Annotated in this window: 18 protein-coding genes; 9 read left to right on the top strand and 9 right to left on the bottom strand. The window is 71.3% G+C overall.

Annotation, left to right across the window (positions count from 1 at the left end):
* Positions 1 to 5: 5 nt before the first annotated feature.
* The 3 genes from menE to AB0D34_RS37570 are packed head-to-tail and all read right to left on the bottom strand — an operon-like array spanning position 6 to position 3314.
* Positions 6 to 1511: an o-succinylbenzoate--CoA ligase gene (gene menE / locus AB0D34_RS37580; RefSeq protein ID WP_362670214.1), complete on the bottom strand. Its 1506-nt coding sequence runs from the start codon at positions 1509 to 1511 to the stop codon at positions 6 to 8.
* A gap of 10 nt (positions 1512 to 1521) precedes the next feature.
* A complete protein-coding gene (locus tag AB0D34_RS37575) occupies positions 1522 to 2397 on the bottom strand; it encodes an amidohydrolase family protein (RefSeq protein ID WP_362670212.1) in 876 nt (291 codons plus the stop codon).
* On the bottom strand, positions 2397 to 3314 hold the full coding sequence (locus tag AB0D34_RS37570) for an SDR family oxidoreductase (RefSeq protein ID WP_362670209.1): 918 nt from the start codon (positions 3312 to 3314) through the stop codon (positions 2397 to 2399). The genes AB0D34_RS37575 and AB0D34_RS37570 overlap by 1 nt, the downstream gene beginning before the upstream one ends.
* Positions 3315 to 3521: 207 nt before the next feature.
* Between AB0D34_RS37570 and AB0D34_RS37565 the strand changes: the two genes are divergently transcribed.
* The 4 genes from AB0D34_RS37565 (at position 3522) to AB0D34_RS37550 (ending at position 7577) form a co-directional block, all read left to right on the top strand.
* The gene (locus AB0D34_RS37565) at positions 3522 to 3941 is read left to right on the top strand and encodes a MarR family transcriptional regulator (protein WP_362670207.1); all 420 of its coding nucleotides are present in this window, start codon (positions 3522 to 3524) and stop codon (positions 3939 to 3941) included.
* The gene (locus tag AB0D34_RS37560) at positions 3938 to 4723 is read left to right on the top strand and encodes an IclR family transcriptional regulator (RefSeq protein ID WP_362670205.1); all 786 of its coding nucleotides are present in this window, start codon (positions 3938 to 3940) and stop codon (positions 4721 to 4723) included. The genes AB0D34_RS37565 and AB0D34_RS37560 overlap by 4 nt, the downstream gene beginning before the upstream one ends.
* 992 nt (positions 4724 to 5715) lie before the next feature.
* A complete protein-coding gene (locus AB0D34_RS37555; protein WP_362670202.1) occupies positions 5716 to 6912 on the top strand; it encodes a sensor histidine kinase in 1197 nt (398 codons plus the stop codon).
* Positions 6909 to 7577, top strand: a complete 669-nt coding sequence (locus tag AB0D34_RS37550) for a response regulator transcription factor (RefSeq protein WP_362670199.1) — start codon at positions 6909 to 6911, stop codon at positions 7575 to 7577. Before AB0D34_RS37555 ends, AB0D34_RS37550 begins: the two co-directional genes overlap by 4 nt.
* Here AB0D34_RS37550 and AB0D34_RS37545 read toward each other — a convergent pair.
* Complete coding sequence (locus AB0D34_RS37545) at positions 7574 to 7981, bottom strand: VOC family protein (protein ID WP_362670196.1); 408 nt, start codon at positions 7979 to 7981, stop codon at positions 7574 to 7576. The two genes, AB0D34_RS37550 and AB0D34_RS37545, sit on opposite strands and share 4 nt — an antisense overlap.
* A gap of 198 nt (positions 7982 to 8179) precedes the next feature.
* Here AB0D34_RS37545 and AB0D34_RS37540 point away from each other — a divergent pair, with 198 nt between their 5' ends.
* Positions 8180 to 10339 (top strand): MMPL family transporter, encoded by a 2160-nt coding sequence (locus tag AB0D34_RS37540; protein WP_362670194.1) that lies wholly within the window; start codon positions 8180 to 8182, stop codon positions 10337 to 10339.
* 236 nt (positions 10340 to 10575) lie between these two features.
* Positions 10576 to 11829, top strand: a complete 1254-nt coding sequence (locus AB0D34_RS37535; protein ID WP_362670191.1) for an Ig-like domain-containing protein — start codon at positions 10576 to 10578, stop codon at positions 11827 to 11829.
* Positions 11830 to 11833: 4 nt separating this feature from the next.
* On the opposite strand, the gene AB0D34_RS37530 is transcribed toward AB0D34_RS37535, so the two are convergent.
* Positions 11834 to 12622, bottom strand: a complete 789-nt coding sequence (locus tag AB0D34_RS37530) for a helix-turn-helix transcriptional regulator (RefSeq protein ID WP_362670188.1) — start codon at positions 12620 to 12622, stop codon at positions 11834 to 11836.
* 415 nt (positions 12623 to 13037) lie between these two features.
* On the opposite strand from AB0D34_RS37530, the gene AB0D34_RS37525 reads away from it, so the two are divergent.
* Positions 13038 to 13847 (top strand): SDR family oxidoreductase, encoded by an 810-nt coding sequence (locus AB0D34_RS37525; RefSeq protein ID WP_362670185.1) that lies wholly within the window; start codon positions 13038 to 13040, stop codon positions 13845 to 13847.
* Positions 13848 to 14016: 169 nt separating this feature from the next.
* Positions 14017 to 15402 carry a glycoside hydrolase family 16 protein gene (locus tag AB0D34_RS37520; RefSeq protein ID WP_362670183.1) on the top strand — a complete coding sequence of 462 codons (1386 nt, stop codon included), beginning with the start codon at positions 14017 to 14019 and terminating at the stop codon, positions 15400 to 15402.
* A 58-nt stretch (positions 15403 to 15460) separates the two neighbouring features.
* On the opposite strand, the gene AB0D34_RS37515 is transcribed toward AB0D34_RS37520, so the two are convergent.
* The 4 genes from AB0D34_RS37515 to AB0D34_RS37500 form a co-directional block, all read right to left on the bottom strand.
* The gene (locus AB0D34_RS37515) at positions 15461 to 16483 is read right to left on the bottom strand and encodes a TolB-like translocation protein (protein WP_362670181.1); all 1023 of its coding nucleotides are present in this window, start codon (positions 16481 to 16483) and stop codon (positions 15461 to 15463) included.
* Positions 16480 to 17772: an MFS transporter gene (locus AB0D34_RS37510; protein ID WP_362670179.1), complete on the bottom strand. Its 1293-nt coding sequence runs from the start codon at positions 17770 to 17772 to the stop codon at positions 16480 to 16482. Before AB0D34_RS37510 ends, AB0D34_RS37515 begins: the two co-directional genes overlap by 4 nt.
* Before the next feature lie 5 nt (positions 17773 to 17777).
* Entirely contained in the window at positions 17778 to 18668 is an 891-nt protein-coding gene (locus tag AB0D34_RS37505; RefSeq protein ID WP_362670177.1) for an alkaline phosphatase family protein, read from the bottom strand.
* Positions 18669 to 18851: 183 nt separating this feature from the next.
* Complete coding sequence (locus tag AB0D34_RS37500) at positions 18852 to 19766, bottom strand: AraC family transcriptional regulator (protein ID WP_362670174.1); 915 nt, start codon at positions 19764 to 19766, stop codon at positions 18852 to 18854.
* Between the two features lie 146 nt (positions 19767 to 19912).
* On the opposite strand from AB0D34_RS37500, the gene tkt reads away from it, so the two are divergent.
* On the top strand, positions 19913 to 21988 hold the full coding sequence (gene tkt / locus AB0D34_RS37495; RefSeq protein WP_362670171.1) for a transketolase: 2076 nt from the start codon (positions 19913 to 19915) through the stop codon (positions 21986 to 21988).
* Position 21989: the final 1 nt, after the last annotated feature.

The following is a 21989-nucleotide window of genomic DNA, read 5'->3' as shown; positions in this document are numbered from 1 at the left end:
CTTGTCTAGGAGTTGGAGCCGAAGCGCTTGCGCACCCGGGCCTTGAGGAGCTTTCCGGAGGCGGTGCGCGGGAGTTCGTCCGCGACCACCACCGATTTGGGGATCTTGTACTTGGCGAGCCGGCCGGCGAGGGAGGCGAGCACATCGTCGCCGTCGAGCCGCGCACCCTCGCGGGGCACGACGACCGCCCGCGGCACCTCACCCCACTTTTCGTCGGGGACGCCGATGACCGCGCACTCGACGATGTCCGGGTGGGCGAGGAGCAGGTCCTCGATCTCGGCGGGGTAGATGTTCTCGCCGCCGGAGATGATCATGTCCTTGATGCGGTCGACGATGAAGACATAGCCGTCCTCGTCGATCCGGGCCGCGTCCCCGCTGCGGAACCAGCCGTCGGTGAAGGAGGCGGCCGTCTCCTCGGGCAGTCCCCAGTAGCCGGGCATGACGTGCGGGCCCCGGATCACGACCTCACCGGTCTCGCCGACGTCGACGGGTGCCAGGTCCGGCCGTACGACCCGCACATCGCTGAAGAAGTGCGGTACGCCCGCCGAGCCGACCTTGCTGGCGCAGTGCTCGGCGTCCAGGAGCAGGGTGCCGGGGGACGCCTCCGTCATGCCGTACCCCTGCAGGAAGGTGAGCCCCCGCTGACCGTACGCGGTGATCAGCGGGGTCGACACCGGGGAGCCGCCGCAGGTCAGGATGCGCAGGGAGGACAGGTCCGCGTCCGCCCAGCGCGGGTGCCTCGCCACCTGTTCGAACATCGTCGGCACCCCGAACATGAAGGTGATCCGGTGCTGTTCGATCAGGTCGAAGGTCGCGTTCGGGTCGAAGGCCTCGACCAGGACGCAGGTCCCGCCCTTCAGCAGGACCGGCAGGGTCAGCATGTTCAGGCCCGCCGTGTGGAACAACGGGGCCGAGACCAGGGCGCGTTCGTCGGCGATCAGGTCGTGGTCGACGAGGACGTTGATCGCGTTCCAGGTCAGGTTGCCGTGGGTGAGCATGGCGCCCTTGGGCCGCCCGGTCGTGCCCGAGGTGTACATGATGATGCAGGTGTCGTCGGGCGTGACCGGCTCGTCGATCGGTTCGGCCGGTGAGTCGGCGAGCAACTGCTCGTACTCGGCGCCGACTTCGGCGTACGTACGCACATCGGTGCTGCCCGGCAGTCCGGCGACGAGCCCCGCGTGCGAGGGGCCGTAGACCAGCGCCCTGGCCCCGGAGTCGGAGAGCTGGTAGGCGATCTCCGGTCCGGCGAGGCGGGTGTTGAGGGGGACGAAGACCGCGCCGAGGGTGCCCGCCGCGAACAGCGTCTCCAGGTAGGAGGGGTGGTTGGGGCCGAGGTAGGCGACCCGGTCGCCGCGCCGGATGCCCCGGGCGCGCAGGGCGTGCGCGAGGCGGGTGACGCGGGTGTGCAGTTCGGCGTACGTGACCGTCGTGTCGCCGTGGATCAGGGCGGTGCGGTGCGGGGTCTTGCGGGCCCGGCGTGCGGGCCAAGAGCCCAGTCCCTCGTTGCGCATCTGAGGCCCCTTATGGCTTGGTCAGCCCGAGCAGACGGGCGGCGTTCTCCTTGAGGATCTTCGGCTTGACCTCGTCCTTGATCGACAGCTTCTCGAAGTCGGCGAGCCAGCGGTCGGGGGTGAGGACGGGGAAGTCGGAGCCGAAGAGCACCTTGTCCTTGAGCAGCGTGTTCGCGTACTGCACGAGCTGCGGCGGGAAGTACTTCGGCGACCAGCCGGACAGGTCGATGTGGACGCCCGGCTTGTGGGTGGCTACGGCGAGGGCCTCGTCCTGCCAGGGGAAGGACGGGTGCGCCAGGATGATCTTCAGATGCGGGAAGTCGGCGGCGACGTCGTCGACGTGGAGGGGGTTCGAGTACTTCAGCCTGATCCCCCCGCCCCCCGGGACTCCGGCACCGATGCCCGTCTGCCCGGTGTGGAAGAGGGCGATGGTGCCGGTCTCCTCGATCACCTCGAAGAGGTCGTACGCCACTGCCCTGTCGTTGGGGAAGAAGCCCTGGATGCTGGGGTGGAACTTGAAGCCCTTCACCCCGTACTCCTCGACCAGACGGCGGGCCTGCTTCACGCCCGCCTTGCCGCGGAAGGGGTCGATGGAGGCGAAGGGGATCAGCACGTCGGAGTTGGCGGCCGCCGCCTCGGCGACCTCCTCGTTCGGGACGGGCGCGGTGCCGGTCGCGGACTCGGCGTCCACCGTGAAGATCACGGCGGCCATCTTCCGCTCGCGGTAGTAGGCGGCCGTCTCCTCCAGGGTGGGCTTCCGCTTTCCCTCGACCTTGAAGTAGGCGGAGGAGGCGTCGTGCAGGTCGTCGTCCAGCGAGGAGTGGCCCTTGGAGGAGACCTCCGCGTGGGTGTGTACGTCGATGGCGACCAGTTCGTTGATGTCCATCAGGCCTCCGGAAGCTTCGGTGCCGGGATACCGACGGTCTGGAGCTCGGCACCGACCGAGGTGGGGAAGGCGTCGGCCAGGGTCTCGGGGGTCCAGCCGCCGTCGGCGTAGGCCGTCTTGATCTCCTGCGGATGGGACCAGAGTGCCACCTTGTCGCCGCCGATGCCGATCGCCTGCCCGGTGATGCCCCGGGCGGCCTCGGAGGCGAGGAAGGGGACCAGCGCCGCGCAGTCCTCGGGGGTGCCGAAGCCCTCGCCCTTGCGGAGGAAGTCCGGGAGCGGCTCGCCGTTCCTCATGGCCTCGATGTACGGGGCGAAGGCGGGGATGGTCTCGGTCATCGCGGTGGCGGCGACCGGCACGATCGCGTTGACGGTGATGCCCGCGCGGCCGAGTTCCATGGACCAGGTGCGGGCGAAGGCGGCGATGCCGGCCTTGGCGGCGGCGTAGTTCGTCTGCCCGAAGTTGCCGCGCTGTCCGGCCGGGGAGCCGACCAGGATCAGGGAGCCGCCCTCGCCCTGCTCGCGCATCCGGACGGCGGCGGCGCGGGCGCAGGTGAAGGTGCCCTTGAGGTGGGTGGCGATCACCGCGTCGAAGTCGTCGTCGGTCATCTTCCACAGCACCTTGTCGCGCAGGATGCCGGCGTTGGTGACCAGGATGTCCAGCCGCCCGAACTCCTCCACGGCCCGGTTCACCAGCCGCTCGGCGGCCTCGGTGGTGCCGACCGGGACGACCTCGGCGACGGCGGTGCCGCCCGCCTCGGTGATGGACTTCACGGCCTGCTCGGCCACGGCCTCGTCGACGTCGTTGACGACCACGGAGGCGCCGTGGGCGGCGAGGGCGTGCGCGTAGGCGAGACCGAGGCCCCGGCCACTGCCGGTGACGACGGCGACCTTGCCGGTGAGATCGATGCTGGACACGAGCGGGTCCCTTCACATGGGTTCACATGGGTTCGCATGGGGTGCGGCTACGGGATCGAAGCTAAGAGCAATAATTGGTGACGTCAATAGTTGTTGTTCACCTATGGGTGCGCCATGCTGGAATCTCCCTGACACACCGAGCGCGAGGAGCCCGCCATCACACGCCAGCACGTCACCCCGAAGCCCATCGACTCGGAGGAGCCGTGGATGCGCGGGCTGCACGCGGACACCGGTTACCTGCTGTACCGCCTGGGCCTGCGCTCGGGTCAGCTCTTCAACACGTTCCTCCAGGAGTCGGGCCTGCGGCTGCGGCACTATGCGGTGCTGCGCTATCTCGTCGGCTCCGAGGGCGCCCTCCAGCGGGAGCTGAGCACCCGGCTCGGCTACGACCCCAGCGCGATCGTCGGCCTGGTCGACGACCTGGAGAAGCTGGGCCTGACCGAGCGCCGGCCCTCCCCCGACGACCGGCGCAGCAAGATCGTCGTGCTCACCGAGGACGGCCGGGCCTTTCTGCGCGGCACCGACGAGGCGGGCAGACGGGTCACCAACGACCTGCTCGCCCCGCTCGACGCGGCCGAGCGCGAGACGCTCCAGGCCCTGCTCCTGAGGGTCGCCGACCAGCCATGACCGTCCGTTCCGCGCCGGACCGGCTGCTCTCCGTGCTCGCCGCGTTCGACCACGACCACGCGGCGCTGTCCCTGACCGACATCAGCCGGCGGGCGGGGCTGACCCTGACCACCACGCACCGCCTGGTGGGCGCGCTGACCGACTGGGGCGCGCTGGAACGGGACGACGCCGGCGTCTACCACGTGGGGCTCCGCCTCTGGGAGGTCGCCGCGCTCGCACCGCGCGGGGTCGCGCTCAGACAGCTGGCGCTGCCGTTCCTGGAGGACCTGTACGAGGCCACCCACGAGAACGTGCAGCTGGCGGTCCGGGACGGCTCCGACGTCGTCTACATCGAGTGGATCTCGGGGCGTTCGTCGGTCGGTGTGCACATCCGGGTCGGTGCGCGCTGGCCGCTGCACGCCACCGGGGTCGGCCTGGTGCTGCTGGCCCACTGCGAGCCGCGGGAGCAGGAGGAGTACTGCGCGACCCCGCTCGCCGTCTTCACGCCGTACACGATCGCCGATCCGGTGAAGCTGCGCCGGGCCCTGGCCGAGGTCCGGCGCACCGGCGTGGCGGTGAGCAGCCGACAGGTCACCGACGACGCCCTGTCGGTGGCCGCCCCCGTGTGCGGCCCGGACGGCTCGGTCGTCGCAGCGGTGTCGGTCGTGGTGCCCCAGGCCGACGCCCAGGTCCCGGTGTTGATCCCCGCGGTACGGCTCGCGGCGCTCGGAATCTCACGCGCCCTGGGGTGGCAGCCCAAGGTCGCACCCCGTTCGGGTGCCGGACATCCCCCGCACCGGTGAGGCCCCGGCCGCACCGGCCTCGTGATACTGGACCGAGGACGCTCATGTCCGCCGCCCGGAGGCCCTGGCAAGCCCCCTCACCGACCCGACCGCCGATCCCCGCGATGCGGCCCACGGCCCTCCGGATCTCGCGAGCCCTGGGGTGGCAGCCCACGGCCGCACCCCGCCCCGGCACCGGACATCACTCGCACCGGTGAGGCCCCGGCCGCACCGGCCTCGTGATACCGGACCGAGGACGCTCATGTCCGCCGCCCGGCGGCCCTGGCAAGCCCCCTCACCGACCCGACCGCCGATCCCCGCGATGCGCCCCACGACCCTCCGGATCTCGCGAGCCCTGGGCAGACAGCCCACGTCCGCACCCCGCCCCGGCACCGGACATCCCCCGCACCGGTGAGGCCCCGGCCGCACCGGCCTCGTGATACCGGACCGAGGACGCTCATGTCCGCCGCCCGGAGGCCCTGGCAAGCCCCCTCACCGACCCGACCGCCGATCCCCGCGATGCGGCCCACGGCCCTCCGGATCTCGCGAGCCCTGGGGTGGCAGCCCACGGCCGCACCCCGCCCCGGCACCGGACATCACTCGCACCGGTGAGGCCCCGGCCGCACCGGCCTCGTGATACCGGACCGAGGACGCTCATGTCCGCCGCCCGGCGGCCCTGGTAAGCGCCCTCACCGACCCGACCGCCGATCCCCGCGATGCGCCCCACGACCCTCCGGATCTCGCGAGCCCTGGGCAGACAGCCCACGTCCGCACCCCGCCCTGGCACCGGACATCCCGCGCACCGGTGAGGCCCCGGCCGTGTCGGCGTCGTGATAGCCGCTGATCCCCGCGATGCGCCCCGCAGCACTCGGAATCTCACGGGCCCTGGCCCGACAGCCCACGGCCGCACCCCGCCCCGCCCCGCCCCGGCACCGGATATCCCTCGCACCGGTGAGGCCCCGGCCGTGTCGGCGTCGTGATACTGGAACGGCCCCGGCCCCGAGGAGCCGCTCATGTCCGCCGCCCGGTCCTGGTACTCCCCTGTCGTGACCCGACTGAGGACGACGAACCCGTACGTCGTCGACAGCGCGCTCGCCGTGCTCGTGCTGTTCGCCGCGTCCCTGCAGTGGATGTTCCCCGACGAGGGCGACGACCGGCTGACCCTGGTGGGTTGGCTGCTGGGGGCCGCCACCGCCGTGCCCCTGGTCTGGCGGCGCCGCCATCCCTACGCGTGCGCCCTGGCGGTCTCGGCGGCCACCACGGCGATGGCCTACTACCACGCGCCACCGCCCGACGTGCTCTACGGCGGGTTCGTCGTCCTCTACACCATGGCCGCGCAGGGCCTGCCCTGGCAGCGTCGCACCATGCTGGCGAGCTGGCTGCTCGGGGCCGTGCTGACCATGCAGCACAAGGAACACTCCGAGCCCTTCGAGTACGCCTTCCACGTCACCGGCATGATCTGCGCCTACGGCCTCGGAGTGCTGGCCCGGGTGCAGCGCGCGTACACCGCGGCCGTCGAGGACCGGGCCCGTCGGCTGGAACGGGAGAAGGCCGCGGAGACCGCGAGGGCCATCGCCCAGGAACGGGCCCGTATCGCCCGGGACATGCACGACATCCTCGCGCACGCGGTGAGCCTGATGGTCGTCCAGGCGGAGGCCGGACCGGTCGTGGTGCGCAGCGATCCGGCCCGCGCCGAGGCGGCGTTCGACGCGATCGCGGCCAGCGGCCGGGACGCGATGGGCCAACTACGGCGCATCCTCGGTGTGTTGAAGGAAGAGGAGCGTCGAGGCGGAGCGGTCACGCTGCCGCAGCCGGATCTCGCCGGAATCCCCACCCTGGTCCGGCAGGTCTCCGATTCGGCAGGCCTGCGCGTCGAGTTGAGGCTCCTCGGCACCCCCCGCCCCCTTCCCCCGGACACCGAGGTCGCCGCCTACCGTGCGGTACAGGAAGCCCTCACCAACACGGTGAAGCACGCGTACGCTTCCTGCGCACAGGTGGAACTCGACTGGGCGGAGGACGAGTTGACCCTCACGGTGACCGACGACGGCCAAGGCCCCGCGCATCCGAACGGCGGGCACGGGCTGATCGGCCTCAGGGAGCGGGCGGCCGCCTGCGGGGGCAGCGCCGAGACCGGCCCGGGTCCCAACGGGGGCTTCCGGGTCGTCGTACGGCTGCCCGTCGGCGCGGACCGGGAAGCGGCCCTCGGGTGAGCATCCGGGTGGTCGTCGCCGACGACCAGGAACTGGTCCGCAGCGGCTTCAGCATGATCCTGGAGGCGCAGCAGGACATCGAGGTGGTCGCCGAGGCCGGGGACGGCGCCGAGGCGGTCGACGCGGTACGCCGGCACACACCCGACGTACTGCTCCTCGACATCCGGATGCCCGTCATGGACGGCCTGGAGGCGGCCCGGCGGGTGTGCGCCCAGTCGAGCTGCAAGGTGGTCATGCTGACCACGTTCGACCTCGACGAGTACGTGTACGACGCCCTGTACGCGGGCGCGAGCGGCTTCCTCCTCAAGGACGTGCGCCGGGACGACCTCGTGCACGCGGTCCGCGTGGTCGCGGGTGGCGACTCCCTGCTCGCGCCGACGATCACCCGCCGCCTGGTCGCCGACATCGTGCGCCGCCGCCGGGAGGAGGCCGCCACCGAGCCCACCCCCGACCGCCTGGACGTCCTGACGGCCCGCGAGGTGGAGACCCTGCGGATGCTGGCGCGTGGCCTGTCCAACGCGGAGATCGCGACGACGCTGTTCGTGAGCGAGCACACCGTGAAGACCCATGTCAGCAACGTGCTGAGCAAGTTGGGCCTGCGGGACCGGGTCCAGGCGGTGATCTGCGCGTACGAGACGGGCTTGGTGACGCCGGGCGCTGCCTAGTCCCCGAGTTCGGTGAACAGGGTCAGCTGGAGTGAACCGGGCGCCTCCAGACGGGAGTTCAGCGAGTTCCACGGCGTCCGGGTCGGCTCGGCGACCACCTCCGCACCCGCGTCGGCCAGCGCCCGCGTCACCGCCGTGGAGTCGTCCACCTCGAACGCCACCCGGACGTGACCGGCGACCCGCCGCCCCACCTCGACCTCGTCGATGAACGCGGCATGGTTCGGATCGGTGAGCTCCAGCGTCGCCCGCCCGGCCTCGAGAATCGTGACCCGCCCGTCCGGTGAGGAGAACGCGGCCCGTTCGGGCAGTCCGAGGACGTCCCGGTAGAAACGCAGGGCTTCGTCGTAGTCGTCCGCGGTGACGACGAGACGGAGTTCACGGACGGTCGGCGGTACCTCGGACATGCGGCCTCCTCGATGGTGTCCTCAAGGTCAACTCTCCGACCGGTACCGGAGATTCCTCCCTCGCGAGAGTGAGGCAGCACCCCGCCTCACCCGTACGGCGGAGGCCCCGAAACCGCCCGCCCCGGCGATCCGGTGAGCACGCCCGCGGCAGCACTCTGACGGTGCCGGTAACCACCACCAACCCGCCGGGAGGCCCCCGTGCTCTCCACACTCGCCCGGGCGGCGACCCGCCGCCCGCTGACCGTCATCGGCCTCTGGGTCGCCTTCCTGCTCCTCGGCTTCGGCCTCGGCACGGGCGTCTTCGCCGACCTCTCCGACGACGTGCCGGACGTGCCCGGCACCGAGTCCGACATGGCCGACGACCACCTGTCCGGCGTGGACCCGACCGGCGAGTCCGTCACCGCGGTCGTCGCGGGCGAGTCGGTCTCCGACGCCGCGCTGCGCGCCCAGGTCGAGCGGACCGTCGCCGAGGTCCGCGAGATCGCCGGGGTGGCCGCCGTGCCGGACCCGTACACCACGCCCGGGCTCACGGCCCGCGACGGACAGGCCCTGGTCATCCCCGTCACCTTCGAGGGCGGCCTGAGCGACGAGGCCGAGGAGGACGCGACGGACCAGGCGGTCGAGACGATCAAGCGGATCGACGCCCCCGACGTCCACGTCAGCGGCGGCGAACTCCTCGGCAGGCAGCTCAGCGAGCGCGCCCAGGAGGACGTGAAGAACGCCGAGTTGATCTCCCTGCCCGTCGTTCTCGCCCTGCTGCTCGTCGTGTTCGGCGGACTGCGCGCCGCCGCGCTGCCGCTCGTCATCGCGGTGAGCGGGATCGCGGGCGCCTTCCTGGGCCTGTTCGCCTTCAGTCAGGTCACCGACATCTCGGTGTACGCGATCCAGGTGACCACCATGCTGGGCCTCGGACTCGCCATCGACTACGCCCTGTTGATGCTGGTCCGCTTCCGCGAGGAGCGCAGGCACACCGAAGACGTCGTGGCAGCCGTCCACCGCACGGTCGAAGCGGCCGGCCGGACCATCCTGTTCTCCGGGCTCACGGTCGCCGTCAGCCTGACCGGACTGCTGGTCTTCCCGAGCGTGTTCCTGCGCAGCATGGGCCTCGCCGTGGCCGCCGTGGTGGTGGTCGACATGCTGGCCGCGGTCACCCTGCTGCCCGCGCTGCTCACCAGGTTCGGCGGGAAGATCCGGCCCTCCAAGGCCCGCTCCGAGAACGAGGAGGGCCGTGTCTTCGCCCGCCTCGCCCGCTTCGCCCAGCGCCGCCGAATCGCCGTCCTGGTCACCGTCGTACCGGCCCTGCTGGTCCTCGCCCTCCCCGTGACCGGTATGAAGATCGCCATCGGCGACGCCCGGCAGTTGCCCTCCAGCACCGAGGCACGCCGGTTGTACGACACCGTCGACGTGCACTTCCCCAAGGGCACCGGGGTCTCCCCCGTGGTGGTCGTCCTCAAGCCCGGCACCGACGCCGCGACCGCCGACCGGATCCGCGCCCTGGTCCCGAACTCCGAGTCCCGCGAACTCCCGGGCGGCAACACAGTCGTAGAGCTGCAGCCGCCCGGGACCGTGGACGGCAAGGCGGCCACCGACCTGGTCGAGCGGGTCCGGGACGTCCGCGGCGACGAGCCCGTCGAGGTGACCGGGGTCGCGGCCCGGCTGGTCGACTTCCGCGCGATGCTCGGCGAGCGGGCGCCCTGGGCGGCCCTGACCGTCCTGGCCGCCGTCTTCGTCCTGCTGTTCGCCTTCACCGGTTCGGTGCTGATCCCGCTGCGCACGATCGCGACCACCCTGCTCAGCCTGGGCGCGGCGCTCGGCGTGGTGGTGTGGGTGTTCCAGGACGGGCACGGGGCCGGGCTGCTCGGCGGCGAGGGGCTGGGCGCGCTGAGCCTGACCGCGCCACCGCTGATCGTGTCGATCGCGTTCGGGCTGGCCATGGACTACGAGATCTTCATCCTCGCCCGGATGCGGGAGAGCCTGTCGGCAGACTCCCGTCGTACGCCCGCAGGCGGGGGTCTGCCGACAGGCTCTACGGCTCGGCGGCGCGCCGGGGACGACCAGGAGGCCGTGGTGACCGGGCTGCGCCGCTCCGGCCGGGTCGTGACCTGTGCCGCCCTGCTCCTCGCGGTCGTCTTCGGCGCCTTCATGACCGGCGGTTTCTCCCCGATCCTGCAGATCGGTCTCGGGCTGACCCTGGCCGTGCTGATCGACGCGACGGTCGTACGGATGCTGCTGGTCCCGGCGACCATGGCGCTGCTCGGCCGACGGGCCTGGTGGGCGCCGAAGCCGCTGCGCAGCGTGCACGACCGCTTCGGGCTGCGGGAGGCGTCGCCGGAGCCGCCCGTACCGACGAACGCCTGAGGATCCGCGCGGGCGGGAGAACCGGCCGACGGCCTGGTCCCCCCGCCCGCGCGGCGGCCGTGCAAGGGGCGCGCGCACCGGTCCCCCGACCTGGCAGCCGATGACTTCTGGCAGCGGTGCCCTCAGGGGGAGTCCTCACCGGAATCTCAGGAAACAGCCCGCGGATTCCAAGGGGCAGCACATCTGCGCGACGCAGGATGCACCCGGCAAAGGTGGATATCCCAGGAAGGCCTGCCGTGGGCGTCTCGCACATATCGAACCGGTCCGACCAGTCGCGGAGGTGGTCCCGGCGCGGGATCCTCGCCGCGCTCGGCGCCGTACCGGCCGCGACCCTGCTGACGGGGTGCAGTGGCGGTTCGGCGGACGCCTCGGACGGATCGGGGGGCTCGGGGGGTTCAGGGGCGACCGCGTCCGCCAAGGCGGCGACGAGGCAGGCGGCCATCTCGGTCAGCCCGGCCGCCGGCACCACCAAGGCCGACTTCTCCAGCCCCGTCGAGATCACGGTGACCGACGGCACCCTCGCCTCGGTGAAGGTCACCGGCAACGACGGCTCGACGCTCGCCGGTGCCTTCAACGACGCGAAGACGAGGTGGACTTCGTCGACGAACCCGTACTCGGGCACCAAGTACACGGTGACGGCCCAGGCGGAGGGCGGCACCGCGCAGACCGCGACCTTCACCACGAAGTCCCCCGGCGAGACCTTCGTCGGCTACTTCACCCCCGAGGCGGACTCCACCTCCGGCGTCGGCATGCCGGTGTCGATCAACTTCTCGCACGCCGTGTCCGACAAGGCCGCCGTCCAGAAGGCGATCACGGTGACCGCCGAGCCCGCCGTCGAGATCGTGGGCCACTGGTTCAGCGACACCCGGCTCGACTTCCGTCCCGAGACCTACTGGGCGGCCGGCACGAAGATCACGCTCGGGCTGCGGCTCAAGGACGTCCAGGGCACGGACGGCGTCTACGGCGTGCAGTCCAAGGACGTCACCTTCCACATCGGCCGCGAGCAGATCAGCACGGTCGACCTCAGCAGCAAGGAGATGGCCGTCAAGCGGGACGGGGCGACGATCGCCACGTACCCCGTCTCGGGCGGCGACTCCGACCACACCACCTGGTCCGGGATCATGGTGATCAGCGAGCGGTTCAAGCAGACCCGCATGGAGTCCTCGACGGTCGGGCTCGGCGACGAGTACGACATCTCCGACGTCCCGCACGCCCAGCGTCTGACCACCTCCGGCACCTTCGTGCACGGCAACTACTGGGCGTCCACCTCGGTGTTCGGCCACGAGAACACCAGCCACGGCTGCGTCGGCCTGCACGACGCGAAGGGCGCGAACAACTCGTCCGTGGCCGGCTACGAGTTCTACGAGAGTTCGATGCTCGGCGATGTCGTGATCGTGAAGAACTCCGGCGAGAAGACGGTGGAGGCGTCGAACGGGCTCAACGGCTGGAACCTGTCGTGGTCGGACTGGAAGGCGGGCAGTGCGGTCTGAGGCGTCACAGGAGCCTGGCGAGGGCGGACTCGGAGGGGCTGCCGGGCACCGCCTGGTAGACGATGATCACCTGCTGTTCGGCGCCCCCGACGGTGAGCGCCTGGCGCCGCAGGGCGAGCTCCCCGACGACCGGGTGGGTGAACCGTTTGAGCTCGTCACGGGAGGGCCGGGCGTCGTACCGCTCCCACAGGGCGCGGAAGTCGCCGTCCGCCAGCAGCTCGGCGACGAGCCGAGCCGTCCGCGGGTCACGCGGGTCGGCCTCGGCGCGCAGGGCCGCGGCGGTCTGCGCGGCGATCTCCGGCCAGTCCGGGAACAGCCGACGGGTTCCGGGGTCGAGGAACACGTCCCGGGCCAGGTTGTGCCCGGGCTCGTACATCGGGGCGAGCGCGCGGGCCCACTTGTTGGCGGCCAGCACGTCGAACCGCCGGTTGCGGACATACGCCGGAGTGCCCGTCCACGCGTCGAGCAACTGGTGTACTTCGGAGGCCACTTCGGGCTCCGCGGTCCGGTCCGGGCCGGCGGGTGCGGCGAGGGCGAACAGATGCGCAGAGGTGTCGGCGTCCAGCTCCAGCGCCCGCGCGAGGGCGCCCAGCACCTGCGGCGACGGATGCCGGTCGACACCCTGCTCCAACCGGGTCAGATACGGCTCGCTGATACCGGCCAGCCGGGCCAGCTCCTCGCGACGCAGCCCCGCGACCCGACGCCTGCCGTGGGCGGGCAGGTCCGCATGCGAGGGCGGGACCCGTCCTCGCCGGGCCTTGAGGAACTCTCCGAGCGCGTTGTCGGCGGCCATGGCCGAAGGGTAACCGTGCGGGGCGCTCGGCGGCGGTCCGGCCAGAGGTGACCCTGCGGGGCTTGGCAGCGGCCGGGCCACAGGGCGCGGCTCCGGGAGCCACGGCACCGGCCCGGCCACAGGGCGCGGCTCCGGGAGCCACGGCACCGGCCCGGCCACAGGGCGCGGCTCCGGGAGCCACGGCACCGGCCCGGCCACAGGGCAACCTCCAGGCGTCACGGCACCGACCCAGCCACAAGGCCCCTCACGGACGGCCGGCTCGACGGCCGGCTTGCCACCGTCCTCCAGTCGTCGACAGCGCGTCAGTGGCCATGAGCTTCCTCCTCTGCGTCGTGACTTCCCGGCCGTCCCCGCCGGGAGGGTGACCCTCCGGGGGTGCTGGCTGCCGTCCGGCGGAGGGCGCAGGGTCGAGGGCATGACGAAAACCTGGTTCATCACCGGCGCGTCCCGCGGCTTCGGCCGGATCTGGGCGGAGGCCGCGCTGTCCCGAGGCGACCGCGTGGCCGCCACCGCCCGCCGCATCGAGTCCCTGAAGCCCCTCGCCGACACCTACGGCGACAGCGTCCTGCCCCTCCCCCTCGACGTCACCGACCGCACGGCCGCCTTCGCCGCCGTCCAGCAGGCCGCCGACACCTTCGGCCGCCTCGACGTGGTCGTCAACAACGCGGGCTACGGCCTGTTCGGCATGGTCGAGGAGGCCACCGAGGAACAGGCCCGCGCCCAGCTCGACACCAACGTGCTCGGTCCCCTGTGGGTGACCCAGGCCGCCCTGCCGGCCCTGCGCGCCCAGCGCGGTGGGCACATCCTCCAGGTGTCCAGCATCGGGGGGCTCGCGGCCTTCCCCTCACTCGGTCTGTACAACGCCTCCAAGTGGGCGCTGGAGGGCATGACTGAGGCACTCGCCCAGGAGGTCGGCCCGCTCGGTATCCACGTCACGCTGGTCGAGCCCGGCCCGTACGGCACCGACTGGTCCGGCACCTCCGCGGTGCACACCGAACCCATCGAGGCCTACGACCCCGTCCGCGAGGCACGCCGGGCCGGGGCCGGCGCCCGCGCGCCCCAGGACCCCGCGGCCACCGCCGAGGTCGTCCTCGAACTGGTCGACACCGACGAACCGCCCCTGCGGCTCTTTCTCGGCACGTACCCCTATCCCGTCGTGGAGGCCGCCTACCGGCAGCGACTCGAGACGTGGAACGCCTGGCGGCCCCTCGCGGCCAAGGCCTGATGCGCACCATTCACGGCGTGAACTCACCTGGGGCTCAACGACTTTCACTGTTTCACCTCTTGACGGTCGGAGTGACGGAGAGCACATTGGGCCCACTTTGAGAGCGCTCTCAGAGCGCTCTCGAAGTGCACCCGCACCCCCACCCCGTACCCGAGAGGCAGCACCCCCCATGAGTGAAACCTCCGGCATACCCAGACGGCGGCGTGTACTCGTAGCCGTCCTCAGCACCCTCGGTCTGGCGGCCGCCCTCGCGACGTCCGCCACCCTCCCCGCGAACGCCTCCGCCCCCACACCCCCGACCGGCTGGTCGCAGGTGTTCGTCGACGACTTCAACGGCGCCGCGGGCACCGGCGTCAACACCTCCAACTGGCAGTATGCGACCGGCACTTCATATCCGGGAGGCCCCGCGAACTGGGGCACCGGCGAGGTCGAGACGATGACCAACAGCACCAGCAACGTGGCGCTGGACGGCAACGGCAACCTGCGCATCACCCCGCTCCGCGACTCGGCCGGCAGGTGGACCTCGGGCCGTATCGAGACCAACCGCACCGACTTCCAGCCCCCTTCCGGCGGCAAGCTGCGCGTCGAGGCACGCATCCAGATGCCCAACGTCACCGGCACCGCGGCCGAGGGCTACTGGCCCGCCTTCTGGATGCTGGGGGCGCCGTACCGGGGCAACTACCAGAACTGGCCGAGCGTCGGTGAGCTGGACATCATGGAGAACGTCCAGGGCATGAACCGCGTGTGGGCCACGATGCACTGCGGCACCAACCCGGGCGGCCCGTGCAACGAAACGACGGGCATCGGGAACAACGTCGCCTGTCCGGGCCCGACCTGCCAGTCGGCGTTCCACACCTACACCATGGAGTGGGACCGCTCGGTGAGCCCCGAGACGATCCGCTTCTACGTCGACGGCACCCAGTTCCACTCCGTCAACGCGAGCCAGGTCGACGCGACGACCTGGGCCAACGCCACGGGCCACGGCTTCTTCATCATCCTCAACGTGGCGATGGGCGGCGCCTTCCCGGACGCGTTCGGCGGCGGCCTGGACTCCGGCACCCAGTCGGGCGTGCCGATGACCGTGGACTACGTCCAGGTGCTGTCGGCGGGTGGAAGCGGTACCACGCCTCCACCCACGGGCGGTGTGGACGCCTACGGCACCATCCAGGCGGAGTCCTTCAACAGCCAGAGTGGCGTGAACACCGAGACCACGAGCGACTCCGGCGGCGGCCAGGACATCGGTTCTCTCGCGAACGGCGACTGGGCGCTCTACCAGAACGTCAACTTCGGTTCCACGCCCGCGACCCAGTTCGTCGCCCGGGTGGCGAGCGGTGCCGGGAGCGGCGTCAGCGGTCTGGTCGAGGTGCGCCTGGACAGCCGTACCGCGACTCCGGTCGGAAGCTTCTCGATCGCCAACACCGGTGGCTGGCAGTCCTGGAGAACCGTCCCGGCGAACATCGGCTCCGTCACCGGCACGCACAACGTCTATCTGACCTTCACGAGCGGCCAGCCGGCCGACTTCGTGAACGTCAACTGGTTCAACTTCGGTCACTGACCGGCTGGTTGAAACCCCTCGCGAGGCCGCCGTGCGGTCTCGCGAGGGCAGCGCCGTGTCACCCCAGATAGGCCGGGGCGACCGCGGAGGTCATCAGGCGGCGGGCCGTGCCGGTGCCGTCGGCGGGGACGGTCCACAGGTCGGAGCCGTAGTCGCCGGGGAGGGCGTAGACGAGGGTGTCGTCGTCGGCCCACAGGGCCTGGTCGTCGATGTCGCGCGACTCGGCGGTCGCGGACTCCTTCATGGTGCGCAGGTTCAGGACGTACAGCCGCCAAGGGGCGTCGGGCGAGGCCCCCTTGACGCGCTTCTTGTAGGCGATGCGGGTGCCGTCGGGTGACAGGGAGGGGCATTCGACGTTGCGGTGCAGGGTGGTGAGCGTGCGCGCGGTGACGTCGCCCCGCACGAGATACGTCCGGCCGCCGGTCGCCAGCGTGGCGTAGAAGCGGTTGTCGTCGGCGAAGGTGACGCCCCAGACGTTGGTGTCGGCCGCGTGGTAGGTGTGGCCGTCCTTGAGGATGTGGAAGGTCTCCAGGTTGTCGTCGATCGCCCAGGTGCGGGTGTCGACGATGGCCGTGCGGGTGGAGAAGTTCGTTCCGGCGTACGAGTCCCCGCTGACGAACACCGTCCAGGCGACCATGTGTCCCGAGGGCGAGACCCGGGCCCGGGTGGGGATGCCGGCCGCCGGGAAGCGGTGGCGTTCGCGCAGGTGCGCGTCGAGCACCACCGCGCGGTAGGTGTCCTCCAGGGCGCCGTGCACGGCCTGGAGACAGATTCCGGTACCGGCGGCCGCGTGGAAGCGCAGGCACTTGACCCTCGAAGCGGTGCGCGGGCCCTGCGGATCGTCGGCGGGGACGGTGGCGATCTCGTCGCGGTGCGGGCCCCAGGCCAGGTTGCGTACCAGCAGGCGGCGTGGGGACGTCGGCCGGAGCGAGACGGTACCGGTCCGCACGGTCGGTCCGTCCGCCTGCTGCTCGTCCCGCATGCCCGAGCGGTGGGCGGCGTACAGCACCGAGCCGGTGCCGACCGCGCCGAGCAGCACGACGGCCACAAGTAGCGTCACCAGACGGGCTGTTCGTGTCATGCGGGCACCTCATCACTGGTGGCGGTGCCGCGCAGGACGAACGCGGCCACGACGGCGCTGACGGCCAGTGCGACCGCGGTGACCGCGAGCGCGGTCCGACCGCCCCACAGGCTCCAGGCCGCGCCGAAGGCGAGCGAGCACGCGAACCGGGCCAGCGCCTGCCCGGTGCCCACCAGAGCCTGCCCGGCGCCCTGGTGCTGTGCGGGGACGACTCCGGCGGTGGCGGCCGCGAGGACTCCGTCGGTGGCGGCGTAGAAGGTGCCGTGCAGCACGAGGACGGCGATCACGGCCGGGACGCCGTGCCATGGGGAGAGCAGCAGGCCGTAGCCGAGCAGCAGGACACCGTGGCCTGCCAGGAAGAGCCGGCGGCGGCTGACGCGGTCGGCGAGTGCGCCCAGCGGCACGGCGAGCAGCAGGAAGAAGGCGGCGGTGCCCAGCGGGAGGAGAGGGAACAGATGGGCGGGCAGGTCGCCTTCGCGCTGGAGCAGCAGGTAGAGGAAGGAGTCGCTGACGGTGGTCAGGCCGAGCAGACTCGCGCAGACGGTGAGCCGCCGTAGCCCGGGACGGCGCAGCAGCCCGAGTGCGTCCCGGAGCAACGGCCGTTCGTGTTCGGGCAGTTGTTCAGCACCGGCGGGGTGGATGCGGCCGGGCACGAAGAGCACCAGCACCAGGACGCCGAGCACGGCGACGCAGCCGCTGACCGCGAAGACCGCGTCGTAGCCGTCGACGGTGGCCCGCAGGACGGCGAAGGCGACGAGCGGGCCCAGGAGCGCGCCGGTGGTGTCCATGGCGCGGTGGACGCCGAACGCCCTTCCCCGGTGGGCGGGTCGGGTCGCCAGCGAGATCATCGCGTCCCGTGGGGCGGTGCGCAGTCCTTTGCCGGTGCGGTCGGCGGCGAGCACGGCGCTGAGGACGGGGAGGGTGTGGGCGAGCAGCAACAACGGTTTGCACAGCGCCGACAGGCCGTAGCCGAGGCCCGCCACGACCTTGTGGCGGCGGCCTCCCCGGTCGGCGAGGTGGCCGCCGGCCAGCCGGACGAGGGCGCCGACGCCGTTGTTGATGCCGTCGAGGAGGCCGAAGCCGAGCGGCGAGAGGCCGAGGCCCGCGACCACGTACAGCGGCAGCACGGCCGTGACCATCTCCGAGGAGACGTCGGTGATCAGGCTGACCGCGCCCAGGGCCAGCACGGTGGCGGGCACGGCGGCCGGCCGCCGTCCCGGACGGGTGTCCGGGACGACGGTGGCCTCGGTGCCGCGGGAACCCGTGCTCCGGGAGTCCGCGAGGTACACGGGCGTCAGTTCCAGATGCCGGTGATGTCGGAGGCCGAGGCGGCGTTGCCCGCGTGGGCGCTCAGACCGGCCAGGTCCTCCAGCGCGCGCAGCACGTTGTAGTGGTTGTAGGTGGTGGAGCTGGTGCTGCCGGGGGCGACGTGCTGCCCGTAGAACAGGGTGGGGATGCGGTTGCCGGAGAGCTTGTTGTCCTCGTCGAAGGTGACGGCGAGGATGCTGTTGTGGGTCGTGGCCCAGGTGGCGTACGCGCCCAGGTTGTTCTTGATCCAGGTGTCGCCCGTGGAGACCGAGCAGTCGTGCATGTCGCTGCACAGGTTCGGGGTGACGAAGGAGACCTTCGGCAGGGTCGTGTAGTCGGTGGGGAACTGCGCGAAGGTCATCGCGGTGTTGGCCGGCACGTTGGAGAAGCCGAACCACGGGTTGTGCTTCTGCGCGTAGTTGCCGCTGCTGCAGGTCGTCGAGCCCTGGCTCGGCAGGGACTCGTTGTAGCTCTTCCAGGTCTTACCCGCGGCGATCAGCTCGGAGGCGAGGTTCGGCGCGGAGATGGAGCCGACGCCGACGCAACTGTCGTCGGTGCGGCCCTGGTTGGAGCCGGAGAACAGCATGTAGTAGTTCGGCTCGCTGGGGTGGGTGAGGCCGTACGACTGGGTCAGGTTGGCGCCACCCGCCTTGAGGGTGTTGTTGAGGTAGGGGGCGCTGGAGCTGCCGATGACCTGCGAGTAGGCGTGGTTCTCCAGCACCACGACCACGACGTGGTCCGGGGTGGGGAGAGCGGCGGCCTCGGCGGTGGAGGCCGTCGCGGCCCACACGCCGATCGAGGTGGCGGTGAGGGCGACGGCTCCGGCGAGTGCGGGGAGGGAACGTCGGCTGCGCTGCGATGCCTTGACGGCGGCCATGACTGTCCTCCGGACAGAGGTGACGGACGTTCGGGGGTGGGAGGCGGCGCGGCAACTGTAGGGAGCCCCGGCCGAGCCCCGGTGAAGGCCGGACGAACCGTGGACCCCGCCAGGCAAAGATCACCCCACGCACAGGTCACGCACAGCAAAGGGCAAGTCAAATGAACATGACAAACCTCGCTCTCAGCGGAGTTCCGCACGGAACGCCGCCGGAGTCAGCTCCGTGTGCTGCTGGAAGAACTTCGAGAAGTTCGCCGCGTCCGGGAAGCCGACCGCCGCGCCCACCCTGCCGATCGGCAGGTCCGTGTGGGCCAGCAGGCGTTTCGCCTCCAGAACGACCCGCTTGTCGATGAACCCCTTGGGCGTCTCCCCGGTCGCCGCACGGACCGCGCGCACCAGCGTCCGGCGGGAGTAACCGAGCGCGTCCGCATACGCGCTGACGCTGTGATTGGTGGCGAAGCCCTTCTCCACCGCGTCCCGGAACAGGGTGAACGTCGACTCCGCCTGCCGCCCCGCGTCCGCCGAACTCGCCGCCAGATGGGCGAGGCGCAGCAGGAACGCGGTCAGGGTGTGCCGCAGGACCGCGGTGTGCAGGCTCAGCGGGAGGGTCGCCGCGTCCTCGTACTCCCTCCCCAGTTGGGCCAGCCCCGCTTCGAGGCCCGCCAACTGGGGCCCGGAGGGCCGGAGCAGCGGCGGCAGGTCGTACCGGTAGAGCCCCGTCGCCTCCACCGTCGCCCGCGGCAGAAACCCGGGCTGCATGGTCAGGACGGTTCCGCGGTACTCGCTCGTCGGCGAGAAGCGGTGCACCTGGCCCGGACGGATCCACAGCAGGTCACCCGCCGTCGCCTCGTACTCGGCGAAGTCGATCATGTGGCGGACGGGGCCGCCGTCGAAGAGCATCACGACATGGAAGTCGATGCGGTGGACGCGCTCCAGCGGGGCATCCGCGTGCCAGGTGCGGCCCACTCCCATCGGGCCGACCTGCATACCGACTCCGCACACACTCAGCTCGCTGGGGAAGGGGAACGTTCTGATCGCGTCCACTCCGCCGTCACCGTCTCCACCTTGGATGGAGTCTTGGGTTGTTCTGTCCGCCATGTCCTGCTCGTGCCGCCTGCCTGGAGCGATGCGTGTCCCACTTTCACCACAGGCTGGCACACCGCGACCTACCCCCGTAAAAGTCAGACTTTTAGATTTGAACGCGTCAGAGTAGCTACCCCGCTCCGATCGAGGACTTCTTGAAGATGAGCACGCAGACACCGGACAGCTTCGAATGGACCGACCTCGACCGGCGTGCCGTCGACACCGCCCGGGTGCTCGCGGCCGACGCCGTGCAGAAGGTGGGCAACGGCCACCCCGGCACCGCGATGAGCCTGGCGCCGGCGGCGTACACGATCTTTCAGAAGGTGATGCGTCACGATCCGGCCGACCCCGAGTGGACCGGACGTGACCGTTTCGTCCTCTCCCCCGGCCACACCTCGCTGACGCTCTACACCCAGCTGTTCCTCTCCGGGTACGAGCTGGAGCTCGACGACCTCAAGGCCTTCCGGACCCACGGCTCCAAGACGCCCGGTCACCCCGAGTACGGGCACACCGCCGGCGTCGAGACCACCACCGGGCCGCTCGGACAGGGCGTCGCCAACGCCGTCGGGATGGCCATGGCCGCCCGCTACGAGCGCGGCCTCTTCGATCCCGAGGCCCCCGAGGGCGAGTCCCCCTTCGACCACACCGTCTGGGCGATCGTCTCCGACGGCGACCTGGAGGAGGGCATCTCCGCCGAGGCCTCCTCCCTCGCCGGCCACCAGAAGCTCGGCAACCTGGTCTTCGTCTACGACGACAACCACATCTCCATCGAGGGCGACACCGCGACCGCGTTCTCCGAGGACGTCCTGAAGCGCTACGAGGCCTACGGCTGGCACACCCAGCGCATCGAGCCCGGCGCCGACGGCGACATCGACGTACCCGCCCTGTACGCGGCCCTGAAGTCCGCGCAGGCCGAGACCGAGCGGCCCTCGATCATCGCGATGCGCACGATCATCGCCTGGCCCGCCCCGAACGCCCAGAACACCGAGGCCGCCCACGGCTCCGCGCTCGGCGCCGACGAGGTCGCCGCCACCAAGCGGGTCCTCGGCTTCGACCCCGAGCAGTCCTTCGAGGTGGCCGACGAGGTCCTCGCCCACGCCCGCAAGGCCCTGGACCGGGGCGCCGAGGCGCACGCGGCCTGGGACAAGCGGATCGCCGTGTGGCGCGGTGAGCAGCCCGAGCGCGCGCAGCTCTTCGACCGGGTCGTCGCCGGTCAGCTGCCCGAGGGCTGGGAGTCCGCGATCCCGGTGTTCGAGGAGGGCAGGTCCGTCGCCACCCGTGCCGCCTCCGGCAAGGTGCTCCAGGCGCTCGGCGCGGTGCTCCCCGAGCTGTGGGGCGGCTCCGCCGACCTCGCGGGCTCGAACAACACGACGATCGACAAGACCTCGTCCTTCCTGCCGAAGGGCAACCCGCTGCCCGAGGCCGACCCGTACGGCCGTACCGTCCACTTCGGTATCCGCGAGCACTCGATGGCCGCGGAGATGAACGGCATCGCGCTGCACGGCAACACGCGGATCTACGGCGGCACCTTCCTGGTGTTCTCCGACTACATGCGCAACGCGGTGCGCCTGTCCGCGCTGATGCAGCTGCCCGTCACCTACGTCTGGACGCACGACTCCATCGGACTCGGCGAGGACGGCCCCACGCACCAGCCGGTCGAGCATCTCGCGTCCCTGCGCGCGATCCCGGGCCTGAACATCGTCCGCCCGGCCGACGCCAACGAGACGGCGATCGCCTGGGCCGAGATCCTGAAGCGGCACGCCACCAACCCGGCCCCGCACGGCCTCGCCCTCACCCGTCAGGGTGTGCCGACGTACGCGCCGAACCCGGACGCCGCCAAGGGCGGTTACGTCCTTGAGGACTCGTCCAAGGAGACCCCGGACGTCGTCCTCATCGCCACCGGCTCCGAGGTCCGGCTCGCCGTCGCCGCACGGGAGCAACTGGAGGCCGAGGGCGTCGGCACCCGGGTGGTGTCGATGCCGTCCGTGGAGTGGTTCGAGGAGCAGCCGCGGGAGTACCGCGAGAGCGTCCTTCCGCCGTCCGTGCGAGCCCGCGTCGCAATCGAGGCCGGTATCGGTCTCACGTGGTACCGCTTCACAGGTGACGCAGGACGCATCGTCTCCCTCGAACACTTCGGCGCCTCCGCCGACGCGAAGACCCTGTTCGCCGAGTACGGCTTCACCGCCGAGAACGTCGCCGCCGCAGCCCGGGAATCCCTCGCTGCCGCCCGCGGTTGAT

The organism is Streptomyces sp. NPDC048420, from assembly GCF_040651535.1.
Lineage (GTDB): Bacteria > Actinomycetota > Actinomycetes > Streptomycetales > Streptomycetaceae > Streptomyces.
Note: the sequence above shows the minus strand (reverse complement) of the source record. Positions and strands in the feature narration are given on the sequence as shown.

Bases quoted from the DNA above. Each gene is read 5' to 3' on its own strand.
- AB0D34_RS37500 (WP_362670174.1), bottom strand. From the start codon at position 19,766: ATGGCGGACAGAACAACCCAAGACTCCATCCAAGGTGGAGACGGTGAC.
- AB0D34_RS37565 (WP_362670207.1), top strand. From the start codon at position 3,522: ATGCGCGGGCTGCACGCGGACACCGGTTACCTGCTGTACCGCCTGGGC.
- AB0D34_RS37560 (WP_362670205.1), top strand. From the start codon at position 3,938: ATGACCGTCCGTTCCGCGCCGGACCGGCTGCTCTCCGTGCTCGCCGCG.
- AB0D34_RS37545 (WP_362670196.1), bottom strand. From the start codon at position 7,981: ATGTCCGAGGTACCGCCGACCGTCCGTGAACTCCGTCTCGTCGTCACC.
- AB0D34_RS37520 (WP_362670183.1), top strand. From the start codon at position 14,017: ATGAGTGAAACCTCCGGCATACCCAGACGGCGGCGTGTACTCGTAGCC.
- tkt (WP_362670171.1), top strand. From the start codon at position 19,913: ATGAGCACGCAGACACCGGACAGCTTCGAATGGACCGACCTCGACCGG.
- AB0D34_RS37505 (WP_362670177.1), bottom strand. From the start codon at position 18,668: ATGGCCGCCGTCAAGGCATCGCAGCGCAGCCGACGTTCCCTCCCCGCA.
- AB0D34_RS37525 (WP_362670185.1), top strand. From the start codon at position 13,038: ATGACGAAAACCTGGTTCATCACCGGCGCGTCCCGCGGCTTCGGCCGG.
- AB0D34_RS37555 (WP_362670202.1), top strand. From the start codon at position 5,716: ATGTCCGCCGCCCGGTCCTGGTACTCCCCTGTCGTGACCCGACTGAGG.
- menE (WP_362670214.1), bottom strand. From the start codon at position 1,511: ATGCGCAACGAGGGACTGGGCTCTTGGCCCGCACGCCGGGCCCGCAAG.
- AB0D34_RS37515 (WP_362670181.1), bottom strand. From the start codon at position 16,483: ATGACACGAACAGCCCGTCTGGTGACGCTACTTGTGGCCGTCGTGCTG.
- AB0D34_RS37530 (WP_362670188.1), bottom strand. From the start codon at position 12,622: ATGGCCGCCGACAACGCGCTCGGAGAGTTCCTCAAGGCCCGGCGAGGA.
- AB0D34_RS37575 (WP_362670212.1), bottom strand. From the start codon at position 2,397: ATGGACATCAACGAACTGGTCGCCATCGACGTACACACCCACGCGGAG.